General features: G+C 71.8%; 20 protein-coding genes. 12 read left to right on the plus strand and 8 right to left on the minus strand.

The genetic code is table 11. The features are described 5' to 3' along the window. Positions 1–260: 260 nt before the first annotated feature. Positions 261–530, minus strand: coding sequence for a phosphopantetheine-binding protein (locus ACIQ8J_RS03855; RefSeq protein WP_403264420.1), 270 nt, complete (start codon positions 528–530; stop codon positions 261–263). Between the two features lie 39 nt (positions 531–569). Then, complete coding sequence (locus ACIQ8J_RS03860) at positions 570–2,093, minus strand: class I adenylate-forming enzyme family protein (protein ID WP_403264421.1); 1,524 nt, start codon at positions 2,091–2,093, stop codon at positions 570–572. 423 nt (positions 2,094–2,516) lie between these two features. Between ACIQ8J_RS03860 and ACIQ8J_RS03865 the strand changes: the two genes are divergently transcribed. From ACIQ8J_RS03865 to ACIQ8J_RS03885, 5 genes are all read left to right on the plus strand, one after another. Beyond that, on the plus strand, positions 2,517–3,659 hold the full coding sequence (locus ACIQ8J_RS03865; protein WP_403264423.1) for a MupA/Atu3671 family FMN-dependent luciferase-like monooxygenase: 1,143 nt from the start codon (positions 2,517–2,519) through the stop codon (positions 3,657–3,659). 73 nt (positions 3,660–3,732) lie between these two features. Continuing rightward, positions 3,733–4,308: an NADPH-dependent FMN reductase gene (gene ssuE / locus ACIQ8J_RS03870; protein ID WP_403264425.1), complete on the plus strand. Its 576-nt coding sequence runs from the start codon at positions 3,733–3,735 to the stop codon at positions 4,306–4,308. A gap of 73 nt (positions 4,309–4,381) precedes the next feature. Then, positions 4,382–5,449, plus strand: coding sequence for a glucose-1-phosphate thymidylyltransferase (locus ACIQ8J_RS03875; RefSeq protein ID WP_403264426.1), 1,068 nt, complete (start codon positions 4,382–4,384; stop codon positions 5,447–5,449). Then, the gene (rfbB, locus tag ACIQ8J_RS03880) at positions 5,446–6,462 is read left to right on the plus strand and encodes a dTDP-glucose 4,6-dehydratase (protein WP_403264428.1); all 1,017 of its coding nucleotides are present in this window, start codon (positions 5,446–5,448) and stop codon (positions 6,460–6,462) included. Before ACIQ8J_RS03875 ends, rfbB begins: the two co-directional genes overlap by 4 nt. Next, positions 6,459–8,063 (plus strand): FAD-dependent oxidoreductase, encoded by a 1,605-nt coding sequence (locus tag ACIQ8J_RS03885; RefSeq protein ID WP_403264430.1) that lies wholly within the window; start codon positions 6,459–6,461, stop codon positions 8,061–8,063. The genes rfbB and ACIQ8J_RS03885 overlap by 4 nt, the downstream gene beginning before the upstream one ends. Positions 8,064–8,197: 134 nt before the next feature. On the opposite strand, the gene ACIQ8J_RS03890 is transcribed toward ACIQ8J_RS03885, so the two are convergent. Continuing rightward, complete coding sequence (locus ACIQ8J_RS03890) at positions 8,198–8,821, minus strand: dTDP-4-dehydrorhamnose 3,5-epimerase family protein (protein WP_403264431.1); 624 nt, start codon at positions 8,819–8,821, stop codon at positions 8,198–8,200. Between the two features lie 122 nt (positions 8,822–8,943). Here ACIQ8J_RS03890 and ACIQ8J_RS03895 point away from each other — a divergent pair, with 122 nt between their 5' ends. Genes ACIQ8J_RS03895 through ACIQ8J_RS03920 form a run of 6 tightly spaced genes read left to right on the plus strand, consistent with a single transcriptional unit; the run spans position 8,944 to position 15,668 of the window. Continuing rightward, positions 8,944–9,975, plus strand: a complete 1,032-nt coding sequence (locus ACIQ8J_RS03895) for an NAD-dependent epimerase/dehydratase family protein (protein WP_403264432.1) — start codon at positions 8,944–8,946, stop codon at positions 9,973–9,975. 39 nt (positions 9,976–10,014) lie between these two features. After that, positions 10,015–11,316, plus strand: coding sequence for a lipopolysaccharide biosynthesis protein RfbH (rfbH, locus tag ACIQ8J_RS03900; RefSeq protein WP_403264434.1), 1,302 nt, complete (start codon positions 10,015–10,017; stop codon positions 11,314–11,316). Positions 11,317–11,368: 52 nt separating this feature from the next. Beyond that, the gene (locus tag ACIQ8J_RS03905) at positions 11,369–12,826 is read left to right on the plus strand and encodes an NDP-hexose 2,3-dehydratase family protein (RefSeq protein ID WP_403264436.1); all 1,458 of its coding nucleotides are present in this window, start codon (positions 11,369–11,371) and stop codon (positions 12,824–12,826) included. Next, positions 12,819–13,904: a Gfo/Idh/MocA family protein gene (locus tag ACIQ8J_RS03910; protein WP_403264437.1), complete on the plus strand. Its 1,086-nt coding sequence runs from the start codon at positions 12,819–12,821 to the stop codon at positions 13,902–13,904. Before ACIQ8J_RS03905 ends, ACIQ8J_RS03910 begins: the two co-directional genes overlap by 8 nt. Continuing rightward, entirely contained in the window at positions 13,897–15,471 is a 1,575-nt protein-coding gene (locus tag ACIQ8J_RS03915; protein WP_403265229.1) for an acyl-CoA carboxylase subunit beta, read from the plus strand. Before ACIQ8J_RS03910 ends, ACIQ8J_RS03915 begins: the two co-directional genes overlap by 8 nt. 11 nt (positions 15,472–15,482) lie before the next feature. Next, positions 15,483–15,668 (plus strand): acyl-CoA carboxylase epsilon subunit, encoded by a 186-nt coding sequence (locus tag ACIQ8J_RS03920; RefSeq protein ID WP_403264439.1) that lies wholly within the window; start codon positions 15,483–15,485, stop codon positions 15,666–15,668. 139 nt (positions 15,669–15,807) lie between these two features. On the opposite strand, the gene holA is transcribed toward ACIQ8J_RS03920, so the two are convergent. Further along, positions 15,808–16,794, minus strand: a complete 987-nt coding sequence (gene holA, locus ACIQ8J_RS03925) for a DNA polymerase III subunit delta (RefSeq protein ID WP_403264441.1) — start codon at positions 16,792–16,794, stop codon at positions 15,808–15,810. Between the two features lie 79 nt (positions 16,795–16,873). On the opposite strand from holA, the gene ACIQ8J_RS03930 reads away from it, so the two are divergent. Then, entirely contained in the window at positions 16,874–17,122 is a 249-nt protein-coding gene (locus ACIQ8J_RS03930) for a hypothetical protein (protein WP_403264443.1), read from the plus strand. Between the two features lie 25 nt (positions 17,123–17,147). On the opposite strand, the gene ACIQ8J_RS03935 is transcribed toward ACIQ8J_RS03930, so the two are convergent. The 4 genes from ACIQ8J_RS03935 to ACIQ8J_RS03950 form a co-directional block, all read right to left on the minus strand. Beyond that, on the minus strand, positions 17,148–18,032 hold the full coding sequence (locus ACIQ8J_RS03935) for a YceI family protein (protein WP_403264444.1): 885 nt from the start codon (positions 18,030–18,032) through the stop codon (positions 17,148–17,150). A gap of 483 nt (positions 18,033–18,515) precedes the next feature. Next, positions 18,516–21,089 (minus strand): ComEC/Rec2 family competence protein, encoded by a 2,574-nt coding sequence (locus tag ACIQ8J_RS03940; protein WP_403265231.1) that lies wholly within the window; start codon positions 21,087–21,089, stop codon positions 18,516–18,518. Between the two features lie 218 nt (positions 21,090–21,307). After that, on the minus strand, positions 21,308–22,408 hold the full coding sequence (locus ACIQ8J_RS03945) for a helix-hairpin-helix domain-containing protein (protein WP_403264446.1): 1,101 nt from the start codon (positions 22,406–22,408) through the stop codon (positions 21,308–21,310). A 210-nt stretch (positions 22,409–22,618) separates the two neighbouring features. Next, positions 22,619–23,464, minus strand: a complete 846-nt coding sequence (locus ACIQ8J_RS03950) for a DegV family protein (RefSeq protein WP_403264447.1) — start codon at positions 23,462–23,464, stop codon at positions 22,619–22,621. Between the last annotated feature and the right edge of the window lie 126 nt (positions 23,465–23,590).

The raw sequence follows: 23,590 nt of genomic DNA on the forward strand, positions 1-23,590 counted from the left end.
CCCTTCTTCATGGCCGCGTACACCCGGGGGGACGGGCACGACGGAGGGGCCCACCGACCGGTGCGGTCGATGGGCCCCTTTGGTACGTCCCGGCCGGGTCAGCCGCGGCGCTTCTTCAGGGCGTCGCCGGCGAGCTTGGCGACGAGGATGACGGCGACGGTGACGGCGAGACCGATGATGAGGTGGCTCATGGTGTCCTCCTGAGGACTTGTATGGGTGGGGGGGGTGGATGGTGCGGGTGGAAACTCGTGGTGGGACGGTCAGGCGTGGGCGGCGGCGCGCTGGGCGTCGAGTACCGCCCACAGCGCCGCCGGGGTCGCGAAGGTCGCGCCGGTGAGGGTCTCCTCCGGGAACTCCACGTCGTACGCGCCCTCCAGGCGGACCAGGAGCTCGATGGTGGCCATCGAGTCGAGGCCCACGGATTTGAGGTCGAGCGACGGGTCGAGCGGGCCGGAACCCGTGCTGCGCGGCAGGACCGAGGTCAGCAGCTTCTCGAAGTCGGCGTCCCACTGAACGTCAGCGGTGGTCATGGCGGGTTCTCCTCACAGGGGTACTGACTCGGTGGCGGGTCACTTCTGTTCGCGGCGCAGCCGCTGCTTGTCGGTCTTGCCGTTCGGGGTGAGCGGGAGCTCGCCCAGCAGGTGGCAGGCGGCGGGGACCTTGGCGGCCTCCAGGCGGTCGGCCAGCTGCGCGAGCACCTCGTCGGCCGTCAGCTCGGTGACGGCGTACAGCGTGAGGTCGTGGCCCTCGGCCGGGGCCAGGGCGGCGGCGGCCGCGACGCCCTCGATGTCCAGGGCGGCGGTCTCGATCTCCAGGGTGCCCATGCGGACGCCCTTGCGCTTGAACAGGTCGTCGCGGCGGCCCTCGAAGTAGAGGTGCCCGTCGGCGTCCAGGTGCCCGTAGTCGCCGGTGTGCAGGGTGACCTCGCCGGTCACCGGGTCGGGGCGGAAGCGCAGGGCGGTCTGCTCGGGGGCGCGCCAGTAGCCGGTCATGATGTGCGGTCCGCGCACGGCGATCTCGCCGACCGTGCCGGGCGGCAGGAGCCGGCCGTCGTCGTCCAGGATCAGCACCTCGGTGCCGTCGAGCGCCCGGCCGACCGAGCCGGGGCGTGCGATGTCGCCGTCCGGTTCGAGGACGGTGATGCGCTTGCACTCGGTGGTGCCGAACATCGGGGACACCCGGGCCCCGGGGAACGCTGCCCGCAGCTGGGCGATGACGGGTCCGGTCAGTGCGGCCCCGGTGTTGGTGAACAGCCGCACCCCGGGCGCCTCGCGCCGGTCCCGTTTCGACAGCGTGAGCAGCATCTCGCCGAGCGAGGGCACCAGCGGCACCACGGTGACACCGTGCTCGTGCAGGGTGGAGAGCAGCCGTACGTGGCGGTCCGGCGAGGTGAGCACCACCTGGGCGCCGGCGATCACGGACAGCAGGATCTGGTAGAGCCCGTAGTCGAAGGAGACCGGCACCGCGACCAGGACGACGTCGTCCGCGCGGTAGTTCAGCCGGGCCTGGATCGCGCGGGCGGCGAAGACGATGGGGGCGTGGGTGCTGACCACGGCCTTGGGCGCCGAGGTGGAGCCCGAGGTGTAGATGAGCAGACCCAGGTCGTCCGGCGCGACGGGCCGCTCGCCGACCGCGGCGGGCGCGGACTCGTACAGCGCCTCGGCGCCCCGGCGCACCTCGTCGAGCCCGAAGACCGGACAGTCCGTCAACTCCCTTAGCACTTCGGTGTCTTGTGCGTCCTGACCGATCACGAGGACCGGGTCGCAGTCCGGTACGACGGTGTTGAGGTGGAACCGCTTCATCGCCGGATTGACCGGTACGAAGGCGATGCCGCGGCGCAGCGCCCCGAACATCAGGGCGGTGAATTCGCGGGTGTTGCCGACGCGGACCAGGATCCGGTCCGCGTGCCCCACGCCCTGGGCGGTGAGCCAGTCGGCGTACGCCCGTGACCAGGCGTCCAGTTCCGCATAGGTCCACACGCCCGAGGCGTCGCGCACCGCGGGAGCGTCGGGCCGGGCGGCCACGGCCGCGGCGAGCAGTCCGTGGACGGTGTCGGTGCCGGTGTCCGCGGCAACCAGCGTCTGAGTCGTCATCCAGCAACCTCGTGGTCATCGGAACGGAATTGGTCACCCTGAGCGTGAGGGGGTTGTCTCGACCCCGGATCGAGCGCCGGTGGACACCGGACACCCCTTCCGGGTGTGCGGTTTTCGGCTGCGGGCCATCCGTGGCTGGTCGCGCAGTTCCCCGCGCCCCTCAGCAGCATGCGAGTACCTCCCCCCTTAGAGCCTCCCTCGCATTCCGGTGGATCCAGCACAACTTGCCGGACTCGTACGGGACTTGAGCCGTGCTGGAGCGGTGTCGGCCCGCCCGGGACTTGAGCCGTGCTGGAGCGGTGTCGGCCCGCCCGGGACTCAAGTGGGCTGCGAGGAGGCCGCCCCATGGTGTCGCCGGGCAGCAAGCCCCCATGGTGACGACCCCGCCGCGACGACGTCCGACGGGGAAGGAGGCAGCGCTACATGAACGCGGATTCCCGGCAGACCGGCAGCCAGGGCGCGGACGGCCCGGCAGATGAGCAGCCGCTGGACTTCGGCGTCTTCTTCTTCGCCGCGGTCGGCGACCGGGCACAGGAGACGTACCGGCTGATGCTGGACGCGGCCCGCCGCGCCGACGAACTGGGCTTCGGTTTCGTATCGACGCCCGAGCGGCACTTCCACCGCTTCGGCGGCGCCTTCCCCAACCCGGCCGTGACCTCGGCGGCCATCGCCGCGGTGACCAGCCGCATCCAGATCCGGGCCGGCAGTGTGGTGACCCCGCTGCACCCGGCCGCCCGCATCGTGGAGGACTTCGCGATGGTGGACGGCATCTCGGGCGGCCGGGTCGCGATCTCGGTGGGCTCCGGCTGGAACGTCAACGACTTCGTGATCGCGCCCGAGAAGTACGAGACCCGGCGCGAGCAGATGATCAAGGACGTCACGGACATCCGGACCGCCTGGCGCACCGGTCACTGGACCGGCCCCAACCCGCTGGGCGCCGAGACCACGCTGCCCGTCTTCCCGCGCCCGGTGCAGGACGACCTGTCGGTGTGGGTGACCGCGTCGCGCAGCGAGGGCACCTTCCGCGAGGCGGGCCGGCTCGGCTGCAACATCCTGACCCACCTGGAGAACCAGGACGTCGCATCGCTCTCCGGCAAGATCGCCCTGTACCGGGCGGCCCGCGCCGAGGCCGGCTGGGAAGGTCCCGGCAAGGTCACCGTGATGATGCACACCTACGTCGCCGACGACGCGGCCGAGGCCCGCCGGGTGGGCGGCGGCAGTCTGCGCGACTATCTGCTCTCCGCCATCGACCTGGAGGCCCTCGCGGTCGAGGCCGGCGGCCGGATGAGCGGCAACAAGCAGGGCCGCGAGGTGCTCTCCGCGGTGAGCGCCCAGCGCAAGCTCGCCGAACTCGGCGTCAACCGCTACCTGTCCGGGAACTCGCTGATCGGCTCGGTCGAGGAGTGCACCGCGACCGCCCGCCGGGTGCGTGCGGCCGGGGTGGACGAGATCGCCTGCCTGGTGGACTTCGTCGCCGACCCGGAGCTCGTGCTCGCCTCCCTGGAGCGGGTCGCCGCGGTGCGCCGCGAGGCCTCGCCACCGGCCGAGCCCGCGCTGGCCGCCTGACCCCGGCCGGGCCCGCCGCCCGTTGTCCAGACTTGACCAAGAGCATCTCCCTTCCGTTCCCAGGAGGTTGTCCATGCCGACGATCCTCGCCGTCTCCGGCAGTCCGTCGCCGGTCTCCAGCACCCACCAGGTACTCACCCTCGCCGCCGACCGCCTGGGGGCCCGCGGGCACCGGGTGGAGACCCTCGCCGTGCGCACCCTGCCCGCGGCCGAACTCCTCCGGGCCGACCTGAGCCACCCCCAACTCGCCGAGGCGGCCGCACAGTTCGCCGCGGCGGACGCCATCGTGCTCGCCACCCCGGTCTACAAGGCGGGCTACTCGGGGCTGCTGAAGTCGTTCCTCGACGTACTGCCGCAGTTCGCCCTGGCGGGGAAGGTGGTGCTGCCGCTGGCCACCGGCGGCTCGCTCGCCCATGTCCTGGCCCTCGACTACGGGCTGCGCCCGGTACTGATGTCGATGAAGCCCAGGGCGGTCGCGGAGAGCTTCTTCGTGCACGCCGGCGGCATCCGGCAGGGTCCGGGCGGCTTCGCCGGGCTCGAACCCGACACGGGGGCCCTGCTCCACGAGGCCACCGACAAGTTCGCCGAACTCGTGGAGGGCCTGGCCGGCGGTCCCGCCCGGACCGTGCGGCTCGTGCCCGCCGCCTGACCTGAACTCCCACTGTGCAACTCCCCCCATTCATGCGCCTGTTGATGTGTCGACCACGACAGAAGAGGACCCCATGAAGGCTCTGGTTCTGAGCGGCGGTACGGGTAGCCGACTGCGCCCGTTCAGCTACTCCATGCCCAAGCAGCTCATCCCGATCGCCAACAAGCCCGTCCTGGAACGGGTTCTGGACAACATCCGCGACCTCGGTGTCACCGAGATCGGCATCATCGTCGGCAACCATGTCGAGGAGATAGCCGAGGCGCTCGGCGACGGCTCCCGGCTCGGCGTCGAGATCACGTACATCCCGCAGGAGAGCCCCAAGGGCCTCGCGCAGTGCGTCGAGCTCGCCCGGGACTTCCTCGGCGACGACGACTTCGTGATGTACCTCGGCGACAACATGCTGCCGGAGGGAATCGCCGAGGCCGCCGCCGAGTTCCACGCGCTGCGCCCGGCCGCCCAGGTGCTCGTCGCCCAGGTCGAGGACCCGCGCGCGTTCGGCGTCGCCGAGGTCGACGCGACCGGTGTGGTGGAGCGGCTGGTGGAGAAGCCGCCGGTGCCCCGCTCCAACCTGGCGCTCATCGGCGTCTACTTCTTCACCCCGGCCATCCACGAGGCCGTCGGCTCGATCGTGCCGAGCGCGCGCGGCGAGCTGGAGATCACCGACGCCATCCAGTGGCTGGTGACCAGCGGCGCCACCGTCCGGGCCCAGGAGTACTCCGGGTACTGGAAGGACACCGGCCGCGTCGAGGACGTACTGGAGTGCAACCAGATGCTCCTGGACGGCATCGAGCGCCGGGTGGAGGGCGAGGTGGACGACCAGAGCGTGCTGATCGGCGCGGTCGTCGTGGAGCCCGGCGCGCGGATCACCCGCTCCTTCGTGGAGGGCCCCGTCGTGATCGGCGCGGGCACCGTCCTGGAGGACAGCCACGTCGGACCGCACACGTCCATCGGCCGGGACTGCGTCCTGTCCGGCACCCACCTCGACTACTCGATCGCCCTGGACGGCGCGACGATCTCCGCGGTACGGGGGCTGCACGGCTCCCTGCTCGGCCGGTCCGCCGCGGTCACCGGCATCGACCTGGCCAACCGCCACCACCGCCTGGTGGTCGGCGACCACACCCGCGTGGAGGTCGCGGCATGACGAACACCACGGAGAAGGGCAGCATGAACAAGATCCTGGTCACCGGCGGCGCGGGCTTCATCGGCTCGCACTACGTCCGCACGCTCCTGGAGGGCGGCTACGAGGGGTACGAGAACGCCGAGGTCACCGTCCTCGACAAGCTGACCTACGCGGGCAACCGCGAGAACCTCCCCGCCTCCCACCCCCGCCTCACCTTCGTCCAGGGCGACATCTGCGACCTGCCGCTGCTCCTGGAGCTGTTCCCCGGCCACGACGCGGTCGTCCACTTCGCGGCCGAGTCCCACGTGGACCGCTCCCTCGAATCGGCGGCCGAGTTCATCGCCACCAACGTCGGCGGCACCCAGAACGTCATGGAGGCCGCGCTGCGCTCCGGCGCCAAGCGCGTCGTGCACGTCTCGACCGACGAGGTGTACGGCTCCATCGACGAGGGCTCCTGGACCGAGGAGTGGCCGCTGCTCCCCAACTCCCCGTACGCCGCGTCCAAGGCGGGCTCGGACCTCATCACCCGCGCCTACTGGCGCACCCACGGCCTCGACGTCTCCATCACCCGCTGCTCCAACAACTACGGGCCCTACCAGCACCCCGAGAAGCTGATCCCGCGCTTCGTGACCAACCTCCTGGAGGGCGAGACGGTCCCGCTGTACGGCGAGGGCGCCAACATCCGCGAGTGGCTGCACGTGGACGACCACTGCCGCGCGATCCAGCTGGTCCTGACCAGGGGCAGGGCGGGCGAGATCTACAACGTGGGCGGCGGCAACGAGCAGACCAACCGCCAGATCACCGAGCGCCTGCTTGAGCTGACCGGCAACGACTGGTCGAAGGTGGTCCGGGTCGCCGACCGCAAGGGCCACGACCTGCGCTACTCGCTCAGCGAGGCCAAGATCGCCGAGGAGCTCGGCTACGCGCCGCGCATCTCCTTCGAGGACGGCCTCGCCGAGACCGCCGCCTGGTACCGCGACAACCCGGGCTGGTGGAAGGCGGTCAAGCACGCATCGCAGGAGGACCAGAAGTGACGCTGCCAGACGCATCGGCGCCCACGCCACAGGTGCTGGTCGTGGGCGCCGGGCCGGTCGGGCTGAGCGCCGCCCACGAGCTGGCCCGGCACGGTGTGCGGGTCCGGCTCGTGGACGCGGCGCCGGGCCCGGCCACCACCAGCCGGGCGCTCGCCACGCACGCCCGCACGCTGGAGACGTACGACCAGATGGGCATCCTGGACGAACTCCTGCCGCGCGGCCAGCGGGTGGAGCACTTCACGCTCCACCAGAACGGCCGCCGCCTGATCCGCTTCGACACGGACTACAGCCGGCTGCCCACCCGCTTCCCGTTCACGCTGATGGTCGACCAGGTCATCACCGAGGAGGTGCTGCGCAACGCGGTGTCCCGCCGGGGCGTCGAGGTCGAATGGGGCGTCCGGCTCACCGAGTTCGAGAACCACGGCACGGACGGCGTACGAGCCCACCTGACCCACGCCGACGGCCGCACCGAGACCGTGGCGGCCGACTGGCTGGTCGGCACGGACGGCGGCCACAGCACCATCCGCAAGCAGCTGGGCCTGAAACTCGAAGGGGAGTCGAGCGAGACCTGGCTCATCGCGGACGCGACCGTCCACTGCGACCTGCCGAAGGACAGCATCCACTGGATGCGCACGCCCACCGGCACGGTGATGATGGTGCCGTTCCCGGAGCCCGGCAAGTGGCGGCTGCTCGACACCGCCGAGACGTCCTACGGTGGCGACGACGCGATGGTCGCCCGGCGCTTCTCGGCGAAGATCAGCACGGGTACGGGGAAGCCGGCGGTGGTCGAATCACCGTCCTGGGTCTCGGTGTTCACGATCCAGCAGCGCATGATCGGCCAGATGCGCTCGGGCCGGGTCCTGCTCGCCGGTGACGCGGCGCACGTCCACAGCCCGGCCTCCGGGCAGGGCATGAACACCGGCGTCCAGGACGCGGTGAACCTCTCCTGGAAGCTCGCCGCGGTGCTCCGCGGCGAGGCGCCGGACTCCCTCCTGGACACCTACAGTGCCGAACGGGTCCCGGTGGGCGCGGAGTTGCTGCGCACCACCCGGATGGCGACGATGCTGGTCCAGCTCCGCAGCCGCAAGGCGGCGGCCGCTCTGCGCGCGGCCTTCACGGTGCTGCGGTCGCTGCCGCCGATCAAGGGCCGCATCCAGCGCAAGATCATGGGCGGCATGTCGGCGCTGGGCCTCGGCTACGGGGAGGGCCCGCTCGCCCACCCGACCCCCGCCCCGGGCGGCATCCGCCCGGGTGAACGAGTGGCCCGCGTAACAGCTCCCACGCTGTCCACCAGCCCCGGCTGGCAGGAGCTGATCGCCGAACTCCAGCGCCCTCAATGGCTGTTGCTCACTTTCGGCGAGCCCCCCGAGGAAGACTTCGGCCCCTCGGTACGCATCCGCACGGTCAACACCCCCGGCCCGGACACCCTGTCCGACCCGGCCGCCCACCTGACCACCGACCTGGGCGCCCCACCGGGCACCTGGCTCCTGATCCGCCCCGACGGCTACCTGGCCGCGCGCGGCACGGGGAAGGAGTCCCCGTCGACAGCACTGACCGCCTGGGAGATCCACCCGACCAGATCCCGTCAACTGACGTACTGAGCAAGCCAATTGGGCCCGCCCCGGATCGCTGGGGGCGGGCCCAATGGCGCTGGCAGAATCAGCACGGGGGGGGCAGAAAACCAGCCCCTGCCGGCGATTGAGGAGCGGGGGTCCGGGGGCAGAGCCCCCGGAGCCTAGGCAGCGCGCTGCTGCTCCCGCTCACCCCTCCCGTACAGGGAAACGCACTGCGCATACGTAGGAAGCAACCCGAGCTCCCCAGCCTCGGCGACCGTAGGAGCCCCCGCGTCCTTCTCGGAGAGCACCGGCTCACCCGTGAGCCACCGCGCCCACGGCAGCCCGAGCTCCGGATCGAACGCCCGCAGATCCAGCTGCGTACCCGGCACGTACTCCGTCGAGCAGAGATAGCTGATGCACGTGTCGTCGGTCAGCGCCACGAACCCGTGCGCGAGCCCCTCCGCGACGAACACGGCCCGCCCGCCCCGGGCGTCGAGAACCGTGGTCGCGTGCTGTCCGAAGGTGGGGGAGCCCACGCGTACGTCCACGACCACGTCGAGCAGCGCCCCGCGGACGCAGCTGACCAGCTTGGCCTGCCCCGGCGGGATGGCCACGCCGTGCAGTCCGCGCACCGTATTGCGCGCGGAGGCCGAGTAGTTGACCTGGCGCGGAACAAAGTGGTGCCCGGTCTCGGCGGCTAGCAGGTCGTATCTGTACGACTCGTGGAAACTGCCGCGGGGGTCCGTCAGCAGCTTCGGCATGATGCGGTACGCGTCCGGTACGGCGGTCTCTTCGATCCTCATGCCGCCGGACGGTAGGCGCCCCGACTCAAGTTCCGGTAGCGCCGCATGACCCCCTGTCCAGCGGCCCCCGAGCGGCCCGCGCCACAGTGCCGCTCAAACCGCGCAAACAGGAGGTAGCAACGGTGTCGGTGATCGACCGAAGAGCAGACGGCGAAGGCGGCGGCGCGGCCGGATCGGTGGTGGTGCTCGGCGCCACGGGGTTCGTGGGCCGGCACATCTGCGAGGTGTTCGCCGCCGCCGGGTGGACGGTGACCGGTGTCGCGCGCAGCACCGCCGCCGACGCCTCAACTCCCTACGAACTTCTCCCACTTGACGTGGTACGGGCCGAGCCGGGCCGGATCGCCGAGCTGCTGGCGCGGCACCGCGCGGGCGCGGTGGTGAACGCGGCGGGCGCGGTGTGGAAGGCCACCGAGGACGAGATGACCCTCGCCAACGCCCGCCTCGTGGAGCGGCTGCTGTCCGCGGCCTCGCTGCTCGATGCGCGGCCGCGGCTCATCCAGCTCGGTTCGGTGCACGAGTACGGTCCGGTGCCGCGTACCGGTATCACCGAGGACGTGCCGACCGCGCCGGTCACTCCGTACGGCCGTTCCAAGCTGGCGGGCGCCCGTGCGCTGCTCGACGCGGTCGCCGCGGGCGAGGCGGCGGGCCTGGTGCTGCGCATCTCGAACGTGTCGGGGCCCGGCACCCCCCGGGCGAGCCTGCTCGGCATGGTGGCGCACCATCTCGCGACGGCCGCCCCCGATCCGCTGCGGCTCGCCCCGCTGCTCGCCCACCGCGACTTCGTGGACGTACGGGATGTGGCCGACGCGGCGCTCGCCGCGGCGCGCGGCTCTCATGTGTCCGGGCGGGTCGTCAACATCGGTGGCGGGCAGTCGACTTCGGTACGGTCGCTGGTGGCCAGACTGACCGAGCTCGCGGGGTCGTCCGCCGAGATACTGGAGGCGGCGGTCACCGGAGGCCGGCCGCCCGAGGCCGAGTGGCAGCGCATGGACATCACGCTCGCGCGGTCCCTGCTCGGCTGGCGTCCGCGGCGCACTCTGGACGATTCGCTGCGCGATCTGCTCGCCCACGCCCGCGCCGCCGCGGACCGCGAGTCGTTGTCCAGTGCCCTTCAAGTCGCTCCCTCAACGATGACCGCGTCGGGTCACCGCTGAGGGCTTCGTGCCGAACTGACGACCATGGAGGCAGCCAAGATGAGTGAGACCAAGGCACGGATTCTCGATCGGGTGCGGGAGTACCACCTGGAGAAGGAGCCGTCCCGCGAGTTCGTGCCGGGGGTCAGCGAGATCTGGCCGTCCGGTGCGGTGCTGGAGCCGGAGGACCGGGTGGCGCTGGTGGAGGCGGCGCTGGACATGCGGATCGCCGCCGGCACCAGCTCACGCAAGTTCGAGTCCCGGTTCGCCCGTTACATGAAGCGGCGCAAGGCCCACCTGGTGAACTCCGGTTCCTCGGCCAACCTGCTCGCCATGTCGGCGCTCACCTCGCCGCACCTGGAGGACCGCCGCCTCAAGCCGGGCGACGAGGTCATCACGGTGGCCGCGGGCTTCCCCACCACCGTCAACCCGATCCTGCAGAACGGCCTCATCCCGGTCTTCGTGGACGTCGAGCTGAAGACGTACAACACGACCGCCGAGCGCATCAAGGCCGCCGTCGGCCCCAGGACCCGGGCCATCATGGTCGCCCACGCGCTCGGCAACCCGTTCGAGGTCGCCGAGGTCGCGCAGATCGCCGAGGAGAACGACCTCTTCCTCATCGAGGACAACTGCGACGCGGTCGGCTCCCTCTACAACGGTCAACTCACCGGCACCTTCGGCGACTTGACCACGGTCAGCTTCTACCCGGCGCACCACCTGACGATGGGCGAGGGCGGCTGCGTGCTGACCTCGAACCTGGCGCTCGCCCGCATCGTGGAGTCGCTGCGCGACTGGGGCCGGGACTGCTGGTGCGAACCGGGCGAGAGCGACCGCTGCTTCAAGCGCTTCCAGTACCAGCTGGGCACCCTGCCGGCCGGGTACGACCACAAGTACATCTACTCGCACATCGGCTACAACCTGAAGGCCACCGACCTTCAGGCCGCGCTCGGTCTGACCCAGCTCGACAAGGTCGACGACTTCACTCGCGCCCGTCGTCACAACTGGCAGCGTCTGCGGGAGGGCCTGGAGGGCGTGCCGCACCTGATCCTGCCGGAGGCCACGCTCGGCAGCGAGCCCAGCTGGTTCGGCTTCGTCATCACCGTCGCCCCCGACGCGCCGTTCCAGCGCAAGGAGTTGGTGAACTTCCTGGAGGAGCGGAAGATCGGCACCCGCAACCTGTTCGCCGGCAACCTCACCCGTCAGCCCGCCTATGTGGACGCCCCGCACCGGATCGTGGGCGACCTCACCAACTCCGACATCATCACCGAGCAGACCTTCTGGATCGGCGTCTACCCGGGGCTCACCGACGAGCACACCGACTTCATGACGGCCTCGATCCGGGACTTCGTCGCCGGTCGGTGACGGTCCCCCAACACCCCTCCAGCACGGCCCCCTTGACGAGGAGAGAGCGTACATGTCGTCAACACTTGCGGAGCTGACTGAGCTTCAGCCGGTGGTCAAGCCCCGTGAGCCGGTGTCGGTCGCCGACCGGATCGCGGCGTCCGCGGCCACCACCGGCGGGCTCCTGACCACCGGGGAGTTCCACCACTGGTTCGCCGAGCGCCGGAAGGCCGGCCGCTTCAGCATCGAACGCATCCCGTTCGCCAAGCTGCGCGGCTGGTCCTTCGAGCCGGACAGCGGGAACCTGGTGCACTCCAGCGGGCGCTTCTTCAGCGTGGAGGGCCTGCACGTCACGACCGATGACGGCCCCCACAAGGAGTGGTACCAGCCCATCATCAAGCAGCCGGAGGTGGGCATCCTCGGCATCCTGGTGAAGGAGTTCGACGGCGTACTGCACTTCCTGATGCAGGCCAAGATGGAGCCGGGCAACCGCAATCTGCTCCAGCTCTCCCCCACCGTGCAGGCGACCCGCAGCAACTACACCAAGGTCCACCAGGGCACCGACGTGAAGTACATCGAGTACTTCACGGGCGCCGGACGCGGCCGGATCCTCGCCGATGTGCTCCAGTCCGAGCACGGCTCGTGGTTCTACCACAAGAGCAACCGCAACATGATCGTCGAGGTGGACGGCGAGGTGCCGCTCGACGAGGACTTCTGCTGGCTGACGCTGGGTCAGATTTCCGAGCTCCTGCACCAGGACAACCTGGTCAACATGGACTCGCGCACGGTCCTGGCCTGTCTGCCCGCGTACAGCGCGGGCGCCCCCGCAGGGGATGATTTCAGCCAGTCCCTGGCCCGCTCCCGCGATCCTCGGGCGGGCGCCCTGCTCACCGATGTGGACCTGCTGTCCTGGTTCACCTGCGAGCGTTCGCGCTACGACGTGCAGGCCGACCGCATCCCGCTGGACGACGTGCCCGGCTGGACCCGCGACGAGGCGCGCATCGGCAAGGACGACGGCCGCTGGTTCAACGTGGTCGCGGTCGAGGTGCAGGCCGGCAACCGCGAGGTGACCAGCTGGACCCAGCCCCTGATCGAGCCGTGCAGCCGGGGCATCGCGGCCTTCCTGACCCGTTCGTTCGACGGCGTGCTGCACGTCCTGGCCAACGCGAAGGTCGAGGGCGGCTTCCTCGACACGGTCGAGCTGGCGCCCACCGTGCAGTGCTCCCCGGACAACTTCGAGGGCCTCCAGGTCCGCCCGCCGTTCCTGGACCTGGTCCTTCAATCGGCACCCGAGCGCATCCGCTACGACGCCATCCACTCGGAGGAGGGCGGCCGGTTCCTGTACGCCGAGAACCGCTATCTGGTCATCGAGGCCGACGAGGAGGACGCGCCTATTGAGCCACCGACCGGCTATCAATGGGTAACGATCAGTCAGCTCACGGCGCTGATCAAACACGGACACTACGTCAATGTGCAGGCCAGGACGCTCCTTGCCTGCCTCAACGCCATGGGACATCTGACGGATGACTGAACGACCCCTGCGCATCGCCGTTCTCGGCACCGCCGACATCGCCCGCCGCCGGGTGCTGCCCGCCATGGCGGCGGACCCGGACATCGCGCTGACGGCGGTGGCGAGCCGGGACGGCGGCCGCGCTCGGGAGGTCGCGGCCCAGTTCGGCTGCGCGCCGGTGGAGTCGTACGACGCGGTCCTCGAACGGGACGACGTGGACGCCGTCTACGTCCCGCTGCCCATCTCCCTGCACGCCGAATGGGCGGGCCGGGCGCTGCGCGCGGGCAAGCACGTGCTCGCCGAGAAGCCGCTCACCGCCGACCGGCAGACCACCGAGGCGCTGCTCGATCTCGCCCGCGCCTCGGGCCTGGTGCTGATGGAGAACGTGATGTTCGTCCACCATCCCCAGCACTCGGTCGTACGGGAACTGGTGGCGAGCGGCGCGATCGGCCAACTCCGGGCGTTCAGCGCCGCGTTCGCCATCCCGGCGCTGCCCGCGGGGAACATCAGGCACCGCCCCGAACTCGGCGGCGGCGCCCTGCTCGACGTGGGCTACTACCCGGTGCGCGCCGCGCTGTACTTCCTCGGCGCGGGCCTGGAGATCGTCGGCGCCGCGCTTGAGCACTCGGCGGGCTCGGCGGTGGAGACCTCGGGCGCGGTGCTCGTCCGTTCCCCCTCCGGGGTCCTCGGCCAGCTGGCCTTCGGCATGGAGCACGCGTACCGCTCGGCGTACGAACTGTGGGGCAGCGAGGGGCGGATCCGCGTCGAGCCGGCGTTCACTCCGCCCGCCGACCACAAACCGGCGGTGTGGATCACGGACGCGCACGGGCCGCGCGAGCTGACGCTGGCCCCGCACGACCAAGTCGCCGCGACCGTCCGGGCGTTCGTCCGCGCGGTCCGCTCCGGGGCCACTCAGTCGCCGGATGCCGGGGAGTGCCTGGAGCAGGCGAGCCTGCTCGATGCGGTACGCGCGCGGGCGACGCACACCGCGCATCAGCAGACTGTGCGACCCGAGACTTCGCCACACGAGACTGTGCGACCCGAGACGTTGCCACATGAGACCTTGCGCCAGGAGGGGACCGACCGTGACCGTGACTGAACAGCCGCCGCCGCAGACCGCGGCCGTGCGGGTCGCCGAACTGCACGTCCTGCGCGAGCAGGCCAGGCTCGGCCCCGGCGAGAAGGCGACCGAGGCGCAGCACGCGAAGGGCAAGCTGACCGCCCGCGAGCGCATCGACCTGCTCCTGGACCCGGGCACCTTCCAGGAGGTCGAGCAGCTCCGCCGCCACCGCGCGACCGGATTCGGCCTGGAGGCGAAGAAGCCGTACACCGACGGCGTGATCACCGGCTGGGGAACGGTGGAGGGCCGCACGGTCTTCGTGTACGCCCATGACTTCCGCATCTTCGGCGGCGCCCTGGGCGAGGCCCACGCCACGAAGATCCACAAGATCATGGACATGGCGATCGCGGCCGGTGCGCCGCTGGTCTCCCTGAACGACGGCGCGGGCGCCCGCATCCAGGAAGGCGTGTCCGCACTCGCGGGCTACGGCGGCATCTTCCAGCGCAATACGCGCGCCTCGGGCGTGATCCCGCAGATCAGCGTCATGCTGGGCCCGTGCGCAGGCGGCGCCGCGTACTCCCCCGCCCTGACGGACTTCGTGTTCATGGTCCGGGAAACCTCGCAGATGTTCATCACCGGCCCGGACGTCGTGCAGGCGGTGACGGGTGAGGAGATCACCCAGAACGGGCTCGGCGGCGCGGACGTGCACGCCGGAGTCTCGGGCGTGGCCCACTTCGTCCACGACGACGAGGAGACCTGCCTGGCCGAGGTCCGCTACCTGATCTCGATGCTGCCGTCGAACAACCGGGAGATGCCTCCGGCGCTGCCGCCCGGCGACGACCCGGCCGACCGCCGCAACGACGTGCTCCTGGACCTGGTGCCCTCGGACGGCAACCGCCCGTACGACATGCGCAAGGTCCTGGAGGAGCTCGTCGACCACGGCGACCTGCTCGAAGTCCACGAGCACTGGGCCCGCAACATCATCTGCGCACTGGCCCGGATCGACGGCCGGGTGGTGGGCATCCTGGCCAACCAGCCGCAGTTCCTGGCCGGGGTGCTTGACATCGAGGCCTCCGAGAAGGCGGCCCGCTTCGTCCAGCTCTGCGACGCCTTCAACATCCCCCTGCTGACCCTGGTCGACGTCCCGGGCTTCCTGCCCGGCGTCTCGCAGGAGCACGGCGGCATCATCCGCCACGGCGCGAAACTCCTGTACGCCTACTGCAACGCCACTGTCCCCCGCATCTCGCTGATCCTGCGCAAGGCCTACGGCGGCGCGTACATCGTCATGGACTCCCAGTCCATCGGCGCGGACCTCACCTACGCCTGGCCCACCAACGAGATCGCGGTGATGGGCGCGGAAGGCGCGGCCAACGTCATCTTCCGCCGGGAGATAGCGAGTTCGGAGAATCCGGAGGCGGTCCGGGCCGAGAAGATCGCGGCGTACAAGTCCGAACTGATGCACCCGTACTACGCGGCCGAGCGGGGTCTGGTGGACGACGTCATCGACCCGGCCGAGACCCGGGCCGTCCTGTCCGCCGCGCTCGCCATGCTGCGCACGAAACACGCCGACCTGCCGTCCCGCAAGCACGGCAACCCCCCGCAGTGAGGAGTCCCAGAGTGTCGAACACTCCCCTGTTCCGCGTGGTGAAGGGCACCCCCACGGACGCCGAACTGGCCGCCCTGGCAACAGTCCTGGCCGCCCTGACCGCGGCCCCGCCCGCCGATCTGGCCCCGGTACTCCCCCTGGCCGCCTGGCGCCGCCAGCCGTATCAGCCTCCGGTCAGTTGGCAGAGGGCGGCATAGCCGTTGCGGGAGCGGGGGCGGAAGCGGGGGCGGAAGCGGGGGCGGAAGCGGGGGCTTCGGCTTGAGGGGCCCGGGGCGCAGCCCCAAAGGGGTTTGGGGCGAAGGGGTTTGGGGGCGAGGCTCCCCAGGGACCCCGGGGCTAGCGCCCCGACCGCGCCGCTCGGGCGATCGCGACGACCGCCTTCTCAAGGGCGTACTCGGGGTCGTCCCCCCCGCCCTTGACCCCCGCATCCGCCTCGGCCACGGCCCGCAGGGCCAGCGAAACCCCGTCCGGCGTCCACCCCCGCATCTGCTGCCGCACCCGGTCGATCTTCCACGGCGGCATCCCCAGCTCCCGCGCGAGATCGGCCGGCCGGCCGCCCCGCGCGGAGGACAGCTTCCCGATCGCCCGCACTCCCTGCGCGAGGGCGCTGGTGATCATGACGGGTGCGACCCCGGTCGACAGCGACCACCGCAGCGCTTCGAGCGCTTCCGCGGCCCGCCCCTCCACCGCCCGGTCCGCGACGGTGAAGCTGGAGGCCTCGGCCCGCCCCGTGTAGTACCGCCCGACGACCGCCTCGTCGATCGTCCCCTCCACGTCCGCGCAGAGCTGGGACACCGCGGAGGCCAGCTCGCGCAGATCGCTGCCGATGGAGTCGACCAGCGCCTGGCAGGCCTCGGGCGTGGCCGACCGCCCGAGCGCCCGGAACTCCTGCCGTACGAAGGTGAGCCGCTCGGCCGGCTTCGTGGTCCTGGGGCACGCGACTTCCCGCGCCCCCGCCTTCCGCGCCGCGTCCAGCAGCCCCTTGCCCTTGGCGCCGCCGGCATGCAGCAGCACCAGGGTGATCTCTTCGGCAGGCGCGTCGAGGTACGCCTTCACATCCTTGATCGTGTCCGCGGACAGGTCCTGTGCGTTGCGTACGACCACGACCTTCCGCTCGGCGAAGAGCGACGGGCTGGTCAGCTCGGCCAGCGTGCCGGGCTGCAGCTGGTCGGAGGTCAGGTCACGTACGTCGGTGTCGGAGTCGGCGGCCCGAGCGGCCGCCACCACCTGCTGCACGGCGCGGTCGAGCAGCAGGTCCTCCTGGCCCACGGCGAGCGTGACGGGGGCGAGCGGATCGTCGGTGGAATTCTTCCTGGTGGCCATCGCCTTCCAGCATCCCACGGGCCACTGACAGTCCCGGCCCGCTCCCTGCCCCACCACCCCCGTGCCGGAGAATGGGCAGGTGAACGATGTGACCCGACATGTACTCGTACTCCCGGACCGTGACGCCGCCGAGGAGGTGGCCACCGAGCTGGCCGACCTCTTCGGCCTGGCCGAGGAGCCCCAGCTCGTACGCGACGCGCTGGCCGGCGAGGACGACGCCGAGGACGCCCAGTGGCTGGTCGTGGTGGAGGACCCGAACGCCCGCCTGGACCCGACGGCCCTGGACGATCTGGCCGCCGGGCACGACGGCTGGCTGGAAGCCCCCTGACCCGCGCGGTCCCTCCCCCGCGGCGTCAGCTCTTCGGCACGACCTGGATGTCCAGGTCGATCGAGATCGAGGACCCGATCGCCGCGATCCCCCGGGCCAGCATGGTCTGCCAGGTGAGCGTGAAGTCCTCGCGGTGCAGTTCGGTACTGGCCCGGCAGGCGCCCCGGGTCTCGCCGCCGAGCCCGGTGCCCAGGCCCAGGTAGTGCGTGTCCAGCGTCACCGTACGGCTCACGCCGTGCAGGGTCAGCCCGCCGATGATCGCCCACCGGCTGCCGCCCCGGTGCACGAACCGGTCGCTGTAGAACTCCATCGTCGGATAGTTCCCGACGTCCAGGAAGTCGCCCGACCGCAGATGGTCGTCGCGCATCTGGACGCCCGTGTCGATGGAGGCGGTGTCGATGATGACGTGCATCGCGGACCCCTCCATGCGCTCACCGATCCGGATGGCCCCCGCGAAGGTGTTGAACCGGCCGTGGATCCGGGCCAGTCCTATGTGGCGTGCGGTGAAGCCGATCTGGGAGTGCGTGGGGTCGAGCTCCCACTCGCCCGCGTCCGGCAGCGACGGCGGGGCGGCGACCTGGAGCGTGACATCGCCGAGCGCGGCGAGCCCGCTCGCGGTGACGGTGGCGTTGCCGTGGAAGGGCGTATACCCCTCGGCCGTGACGGCCAGCCGGTACTCCCCCGCCGGAACCGTCGTGACCACCGTCCCGAACGGATCGGTCTCGCCGCCCACGACCTTGCGGCCCGAGGCGTCGCTGACCACGAACTCGGCCTGCGGAACGGGCTCGCTGACCGGGTCGAGCACCCGGCAGCTGAGCACGCCCGCGGTCGGCGGCACCGCGAGCCCGGCCAACGGCCCGGCACGGAGCGGAGAACCGGTCGAGGTCTTGCCGAACCAGCGGCTGAACACTGTGCACGCACCCCCGTGCGAAGAAGAATCTGCCGGGCCGCGCAGGGGGCAGACATCCTCGTCCGTCCTCGCCACAGCAGGTCTGCGGCCCCTTGACGAAGACGCATTCGATCACTGTTGTGCCGTTCGAGGCAAACGCGGTGCGTGTGCGCTGATGAGGCACCTGTCACCAGAGGCCCGAATTGGCCATTCCGCTTAGCCGCCCCGACCGGCCCGCGCCGCGCCCCCGCCGCCCCCGTCCCTCCCTCGCGAGACTCACGTCCGCCACTCGGGACCTCCGGACCCCAACCCCCGCCAGCGTAACGGGACATGGCGACAAACGAGTCGCCCCTCAGCCGCGACCGGGTCCGCCGCACCGGGCTGGTACACCGATGCGGCCTGGGCCGACACGGCTCGGTACGCCGCCGCAGGCCGGTACGCCGAGAGGGCGCGGCCCGGTACGCCGACGCAGGCCGCCGCACCGTCACGGGGGGGGCCGCACCGTCACGGGCCGCGCCCTATCGGCACCGCCCGCAGGCCGCTGCCCGCCCCCGTGACGGCGATCGCTCCGTCCGTGTCCGTTCGCAGGACCACCGCGCCCTGGGCCCGCAGCACGGCGACCGTGCCCGGCGCCGGATGGCCGTACCGGTTGCCCCGGCCCACCGAGATCAGCGCCAGCCTCGGGCGTACGGTGCTGAGCAGCGCGGGGTCCTGGTGCGCCGAGCCGTGGTGGGCGACCTTCAGTACGTCCACCCGCTCCAGCCCCGGATTGTTCCTCAACAGCCCTTGCTGGGCTGGTGGTTCGAGGTCGCCGGGCAGCAGCAGGGTAAGCCCGCCGGCAGTGCGGACGAGCAGCGTGACGCTGGCGTCGTTCGGCCCGTCCGGTACCGGCCCCGGCGCGGGCGGCGGCCAGAGCACCTGCCACGAGAGCCCCCCGACGGAGCGTCGTTCCCCGTACCCGGCCGGGACCACCGGCACCCCGTCCGCCGCCGCGGTCCGCCGCACGAACGCCGCTTGATCGGGCGGCTCCGCGAACCCCGTCGTCTCGATCACCCCGACGGACCGCCCCCGCAGCACCCCTGCCAGACCGCCCACGTGGTCGGCATGGAAGTGGGTGAGCAGGAGCAGCGGAATCCGGGTCACCCCGAGCTCGTGCAGACAGCGGTCGACCGGCTGCGGCTCGGGCCCGGTGTCGATCACCACCGCCGTCCCCGCGCCCGCGGCCAGCACCGTGGCATCGCCCTGCCCCACGTCGCACATGGCGTACGACCAGCCCGGCGGCGGCCAGCCGGTGACGATTCTGGTGAGCGGTGCGGGCCGCAGCACGACGAGCAGCAGGACCAGGACGAGCGCGGCGGCCACCCAGGGGTACCGCGGCAGCCGCCGTGCCACGAGCACCACCACCACGGTGGCCGCGGCCAGCAGCGCTCCCCCGCGCCAGCCGCCCGGCCACCCCGACACCGCGCCGGGCAGGGCCGCCCCCGTGCGGGCCACCGCTGCGATCCAGCCCGTGGGCCAGCCCGCGCACCAGGCGAGGAATTCGGCGACGGGCATCGCCACCGGGGCCGCGGCCAGTGCGGCGAAGCCCGCGACCGTCGCCAGCGCCACCGCCGGCTCGGCCAGCAGATTGCACGGCACGGCGACCAGGCTGATCCGCGCCGCGAACACGGCCACCACCGGTGCGCACACCGCCTGCGCCGCTGCCGCCGCGCCCAGTACCTCGGCGAGCCGGGCCGGCACCCCGCGCCGCTGCAGTGCCTCGCTCCATCCCGGCGCGATCGTGAGCAGCGCCCCGGTGGCCAGCACCGAGAGCAGAAACCCATAGCTACGGGCCAGCTCCGGCGCGTACAGCACCAGCAGCAGTACGGCGGCGGCCAGCGCGGGAAGCAGCGATCTGCGGCGGCCGGTGCCGATGGCGAGCAGCGTGACGAGCCCGCAGGCAGCGGCTCGCAGCACACTCGGTTCCGGCCGGCACACCACGACGAAGGCGAGCGTGAGGATCCCGCCGAGAACCGCGGTGGCCCGCAGCGAGATCCCGAGGCGCGGCGCGAGACCACCCCGCTCGGCCAGCAGTGCGCGTCCGGGCGGTCCGATCAACAGGGCAAGAATGATCGCCAGATTGCTGCCGGACACAGCCATGAGGTGCGCGAGGTCGGTCGCCTCGAAGGCGGCGCGCAGCTCGGGCGTGAACCGGGAGGTGTCGCCGACGACCAGGCCCGGCAGCAGCGCCCGCGCATCCGGGGCGAGCCCGGTGGTTGCCTCCCGCAGCCCGGCCCGCAGTCCACCGGCCCTGCGCTGCATGGCAGTTGGCTGCCCGATGATCCGGGGTGGGCCGCTCGGCGCCTTCAGAACGGCGGCGATCCGCCCGTCGCCGGGCGAGAGCCGCGCGGTCACCCGCACCCGGGTGGAGGGCAGCAGCCCCTGCCAACTCGCCGGTGCGATCACGAGAACCGGCGTATGAACCCGCTCGCCTCTTCCACCCGACCCGACGCCCGGCGCACCGCCCCGCTCACCACCTTCACCCGACCCGACGCCCGGCACCGGGTTCCGCTTGCCACTCCCAGCCGCCCCAACAGTCGGCGTACGGCCCCGCTCAACACCTCCGCCCGCCCTGTCGCCCGGCACCGGGTTCCGCTTGCCACTCCCACCCGCCCCAACAGCCGGCGTACGGCCCCGCCCGGTTCCTTCCCCCGCCCCCAGGACCCGCTCCACCTCCGCATCCACCGCCACCGAGGCGCCGCCCCAGCCCTGGGAGCGGGTCGCCCGTGGATCGGTACTGATCACCAGCTCAACGGTTGCCCGCGCGAACTCCCGCGCGAGACCCGGCAACGGCCCGCGTCGCGCCTCCGCCGCATGCAGACCTCCGGCCACCGCCCCGGCCGCCACACAGACCAGCACCCCGGCCACCGCACCCCGATATCTCCAGACCCCACCGACCCCGCTTACCCCAACTACCACTGTATTTAAGGAACTTGGACCTGACCTACCTCTGCTCCGTGTGCCCCTCCGCACCCGTACGCCCGAGAGCCACTGCGCCAGCGCCCGTCGAGCCACCGGCGCCACCAGTACGGCCGCCATCGCAAGACACAGCGCCGCGCTCCAACTCGCCCAATCCGCCGACACGTTCAGCGCGGCCGCGGTGCCACCCCAGGCGCCGAGGGCCGGGCCGATCAGGCGCAGGTCGGTCGGGCCCTCCCGGTGCGGGTTGGCCGCGCCGAGCCGGTGGCCGGAGACCGCATGGACCTCCAGGCGGTCCGCAACCGCATCAGAGGTCGCGGCGCGGACCTCCAGGCGGTTCACAGCCGCACCAGTGGTTGCAGGTCGTTGAACCTGCGGTCGCCGATGCCATTGACCTGGCGCAGCTCGTCGACCGAGCGGAAGCCCCCGTGCTGGGAGCGGTAGTCGACGATGCGCTGCGCCAGTACGGGGCCGACACCGGGCAGCCCGTCCAGTTGTTCCGCCGAGGCGGAGTTGAGACTGACCGGCCCGCTCGATCCCCGTCCCGGACCTGAACCGGAACCTGAACCGACCCCGGATCCGGACCCGGGCCCGGAGGGCGCCGCCGCGCCGGGGACTCCGACCAGCACCTGCTCGCCGTCCGTGAGCAGTCGCGCCCGGTTGAGCCCCGCCAGGTCCGCGCCTTCGCGCACGCCCCCGGCCGCGGTCAGCGCATCGGTCACGCGCGATCCGTTGGGCAAGCGGTAGACACCCGGCCGCAGCACCTTTCCGCCGACGTCCACCACGAGCACTCCGGCCGGCGAAGGCTCCGCGTTGGCCACCGGGCGGGGTGTCGCCTCCCCCGCTCTCGTACCCCGTCCCGAGCTGCGGCCCGGACTCGTCGTCGGGGAGGGCGGCGCCGGTCCGTCGACCAGATCGGGAGCGCGTACGGACTGGGGACGACCGGCCCAGAAGTGGTGGACGGCGAAACCGGCGGCGACGACCAGCACGAGGCACAGCGCGGCCAGGCTCCGCGGCGCGAGACCGATCCTCGACTGCGCCCAGAGCGGCAGCCGTTCACGCACCGCCGCCCACGCCCGCTCCCGCACCCCCGGGGAAGGAAAGGCCGCCGACGGGGCGGGAGCGGCGGCCTGCGGCTTGCGCGGCTCGGTTACGGGCGGAGGCGACGCCGACTGCCCGAGGACCCACGCCGTCGGGGAGGCAGGTACGTGCGGCGGGGCCGCCGTGTCCGTCGGCGGTGGGTGGAATGCCGCAGGCGGTGGGCGGAAGCCCGTCGGCGGTGGGCGGAACAGCGCGTCCGCGCGCGTGCGTGCGGTGAGTACGGAGACGGGGGCCTGGTCATCGCGGCTGCGGCGGCCGTGACCTTTGCGGGCACGGCCGTCCGAGCCGGGGGCCCGGCCGGGTCCGCTCGTGGCGGTGCGTGGTGATCGGATAGCCATGCCACGAGACGTTAGGCACATTCGCCCGAACCCGCTGAGCACGCCCAATTCCGGTGGACAACAAGCCAGTTGTGGATAACCCGGTCACTCGCGGGAGTGAGTTCGAGCGGGGCGCAACCCGCCATCCGGCGCGTACGAAGCCCGAACTCGTCGGCACGCGCCGAGTCTCAGCCGGGCCATCGGCGCCCGCGCACAACCGCGAGCGCCCCCTCAGCGCGGCGACACGATGGCCCCGAGCAGTCCCGGCCCGGTATGCGCCCCGATCACCGCTCCGACCTCGCTCATGTGCAGATCGACCAGCCCCGGCACCCGCTCCCGCAACCGCTCGGCGAGGGCGGCGGCGCGCTCCGGGGCCGCGAGATGGTGGACCGCGATGTCGACCGGGCTGCTGCCGGCCCGGTCGACCACGATTTCCTCAAGGCGGGCGATCGCCTTCGAGGCGGTACGTACCTTCTCCAGCATTTCGATCCGGCCGCCGTCGAGCTGGAGCAGCGGCTTGACCGCCAGGGCCGAGCCGAGCAGTGCCTGCGCGGCACCGATGCGGCCGCCGCGCCGCAGATAGTCCAGGGTGTCGACGTAGAAGAAGGCGGAGGTCTCCCCGGCCCGCTTCTCCGCCGCCGCCACCGCCTCGTCCAGCGTGCCTCCCGCTTCTGCCACCTGGGCGGCGGCCAGCGCGCAGAAGCCCAGCGCCATCGCGACCATCCCGGTGTCGACCACCCGCACCGGCACGGGGGCGTCCTTCGCCGCGAGCACGGCCGCGTCGTAGGTGCCGGAGAACTCGGACGAGAGGTGCAGCGAGACGATGCCGGTGGCACCCGCGTCGGCGACCGCGCGGTAGTGGGCCGCGAAAACCTCGGGGCTGGGCCGGGAGGTGGTGACGGAGCGGCGTTTCTGCAGGGCCAGCGCCAGCGAGCGGGCCGAGATCTCGGTGCCCTCCTCCAGCGCCTGGTCTCCGAGGACGACGGTCAGCGGCACCGCGGTGATGCTGTGCCGCTCCATCGTCTGCGGCGGCAGGTAGGCCGTTGAATCGGTGACGATAGCGACATGGCGGGACATGAGCGGGAGGTTACCCGCCGACGCCGCCGTACGGCAGCCCGGCCCGATGGAATGATCAGTTCGGGTCGCAGGTGGTCGCCTCAGGTCGGTCCTCTCCTGCCGTTTCGTCTCGGATCGTCACCTCGG

This window comes from Streptomyces sp. NPDC094147 (genome assembly GCF_044764265.1).
GTDB lineage: Bacteria > Actinomycetota > Actinomycetes > Streptomycetales > Streptomycetaceae > Streptomyces.

Excerpts from the sequence above, each read along its gene's own strand:
- rfbH (WP_403264434.1), top strand. The coding sequence starts at position 10,015 with ATGAGTGAGACCAAGGCACGGATTCTCGATCGGGTGCGGGAGTACCAC.
- ACIQ8J_RS03945 (WP_403264446.1), bottom strand. The coding sequence starts at position 22,408 with ATGGCTATCCGATCACCACGCACCGCCACGAGCGGACCCGGCCGGGCC.
- rfbB (WP_403264428.1), top strand. The coding sequence starts at position 5,446 with ATGACGAACACCACGGAGAAGGGCAGCATGAACAAGATCCTGGTCACC.
- ACIQ8J_RS03860 (WP_403264421.1), bottom strand. The coding sequence starts at position 2,093 with ATGACGACTCAGACGCTGGTTGCCGCGGACACCGGCACCGACACCGTC.
- ACIQ8J_RS03875 (WP_403264426.1), top strand. The coding sequence starts at position 4,382 with ATGAAGGCTCTGGTTCTGAGCGGCGGTACGGGTAGCCGACTGCGCCCG.
- ACIQ8J_RS03855 (WP_403264420.1), bottom strand. The coding sequence starts at position 530 with ATGACCACCGCTGACGTTCAGTGGGACGCCGACTTCGAGAAGCTGCTG.
- ACIQ8J_RS03865 (WP_403264423.1), top strand. The coding sequence starts at position 2,517 with ATGAACGCGGATTCCCGGCAGACCGGCAGCCAGGGCGCGGACGGCCCG.
- ACIQ8J_RS03890 (WP_403264431.1), bottom strand. The coding sequence starts at position 8,821 with ATGAGGATCGAAGAGACCGCCGTACCGGACGCGTACCGCATCATGCCG.
- ACIQ8J_RS03940 (WP_403265231.1), bottom strand. The coding sequence starts at position 21,089 with ATGGCGGCCGTACTGGTGGCGCCGGTGGCTCGACGGGCGCTGGCGCAG.
- ACIQ8J_RS03910 (WP_403264437.1), top strand. The coding sequence starts at position 12,819 with ATGACTGAACGACCCCTGCGCATCGCCGTTCTCGGCACCGCCGACATC.
- ACIQ8J_RS03905 (WP_403264436.1), top strand. The coding sequence starts at position 11,369 with ATGTCGTCAACACTTGCGGAGCTGACTGAGCTTCAGCCGGTGGTCAAG.
- ssuE (WP_403264425.1), top strand. The coding sequence starts at position 3,733 with ATGCCGACGATCCTCGCCGTCTCCGGCAGTCCGTCGCCGGTCTCCAGC.
- ACIQ8J_RS03950 (WP_403264447.1), bottom strand. The coding sequence starts at position 23,464 with ATGTCCCGCCATGTCGCTATCGTCACCGATTCAACGGCCTACCTGCCG.
- holA (WP_403264441.1), bottom strand. The coding sequence starts at position 16,794 with ATGGCCACCAGGAAGAATTCCACCGACGATCCGCTCGCCCCCGTCACG.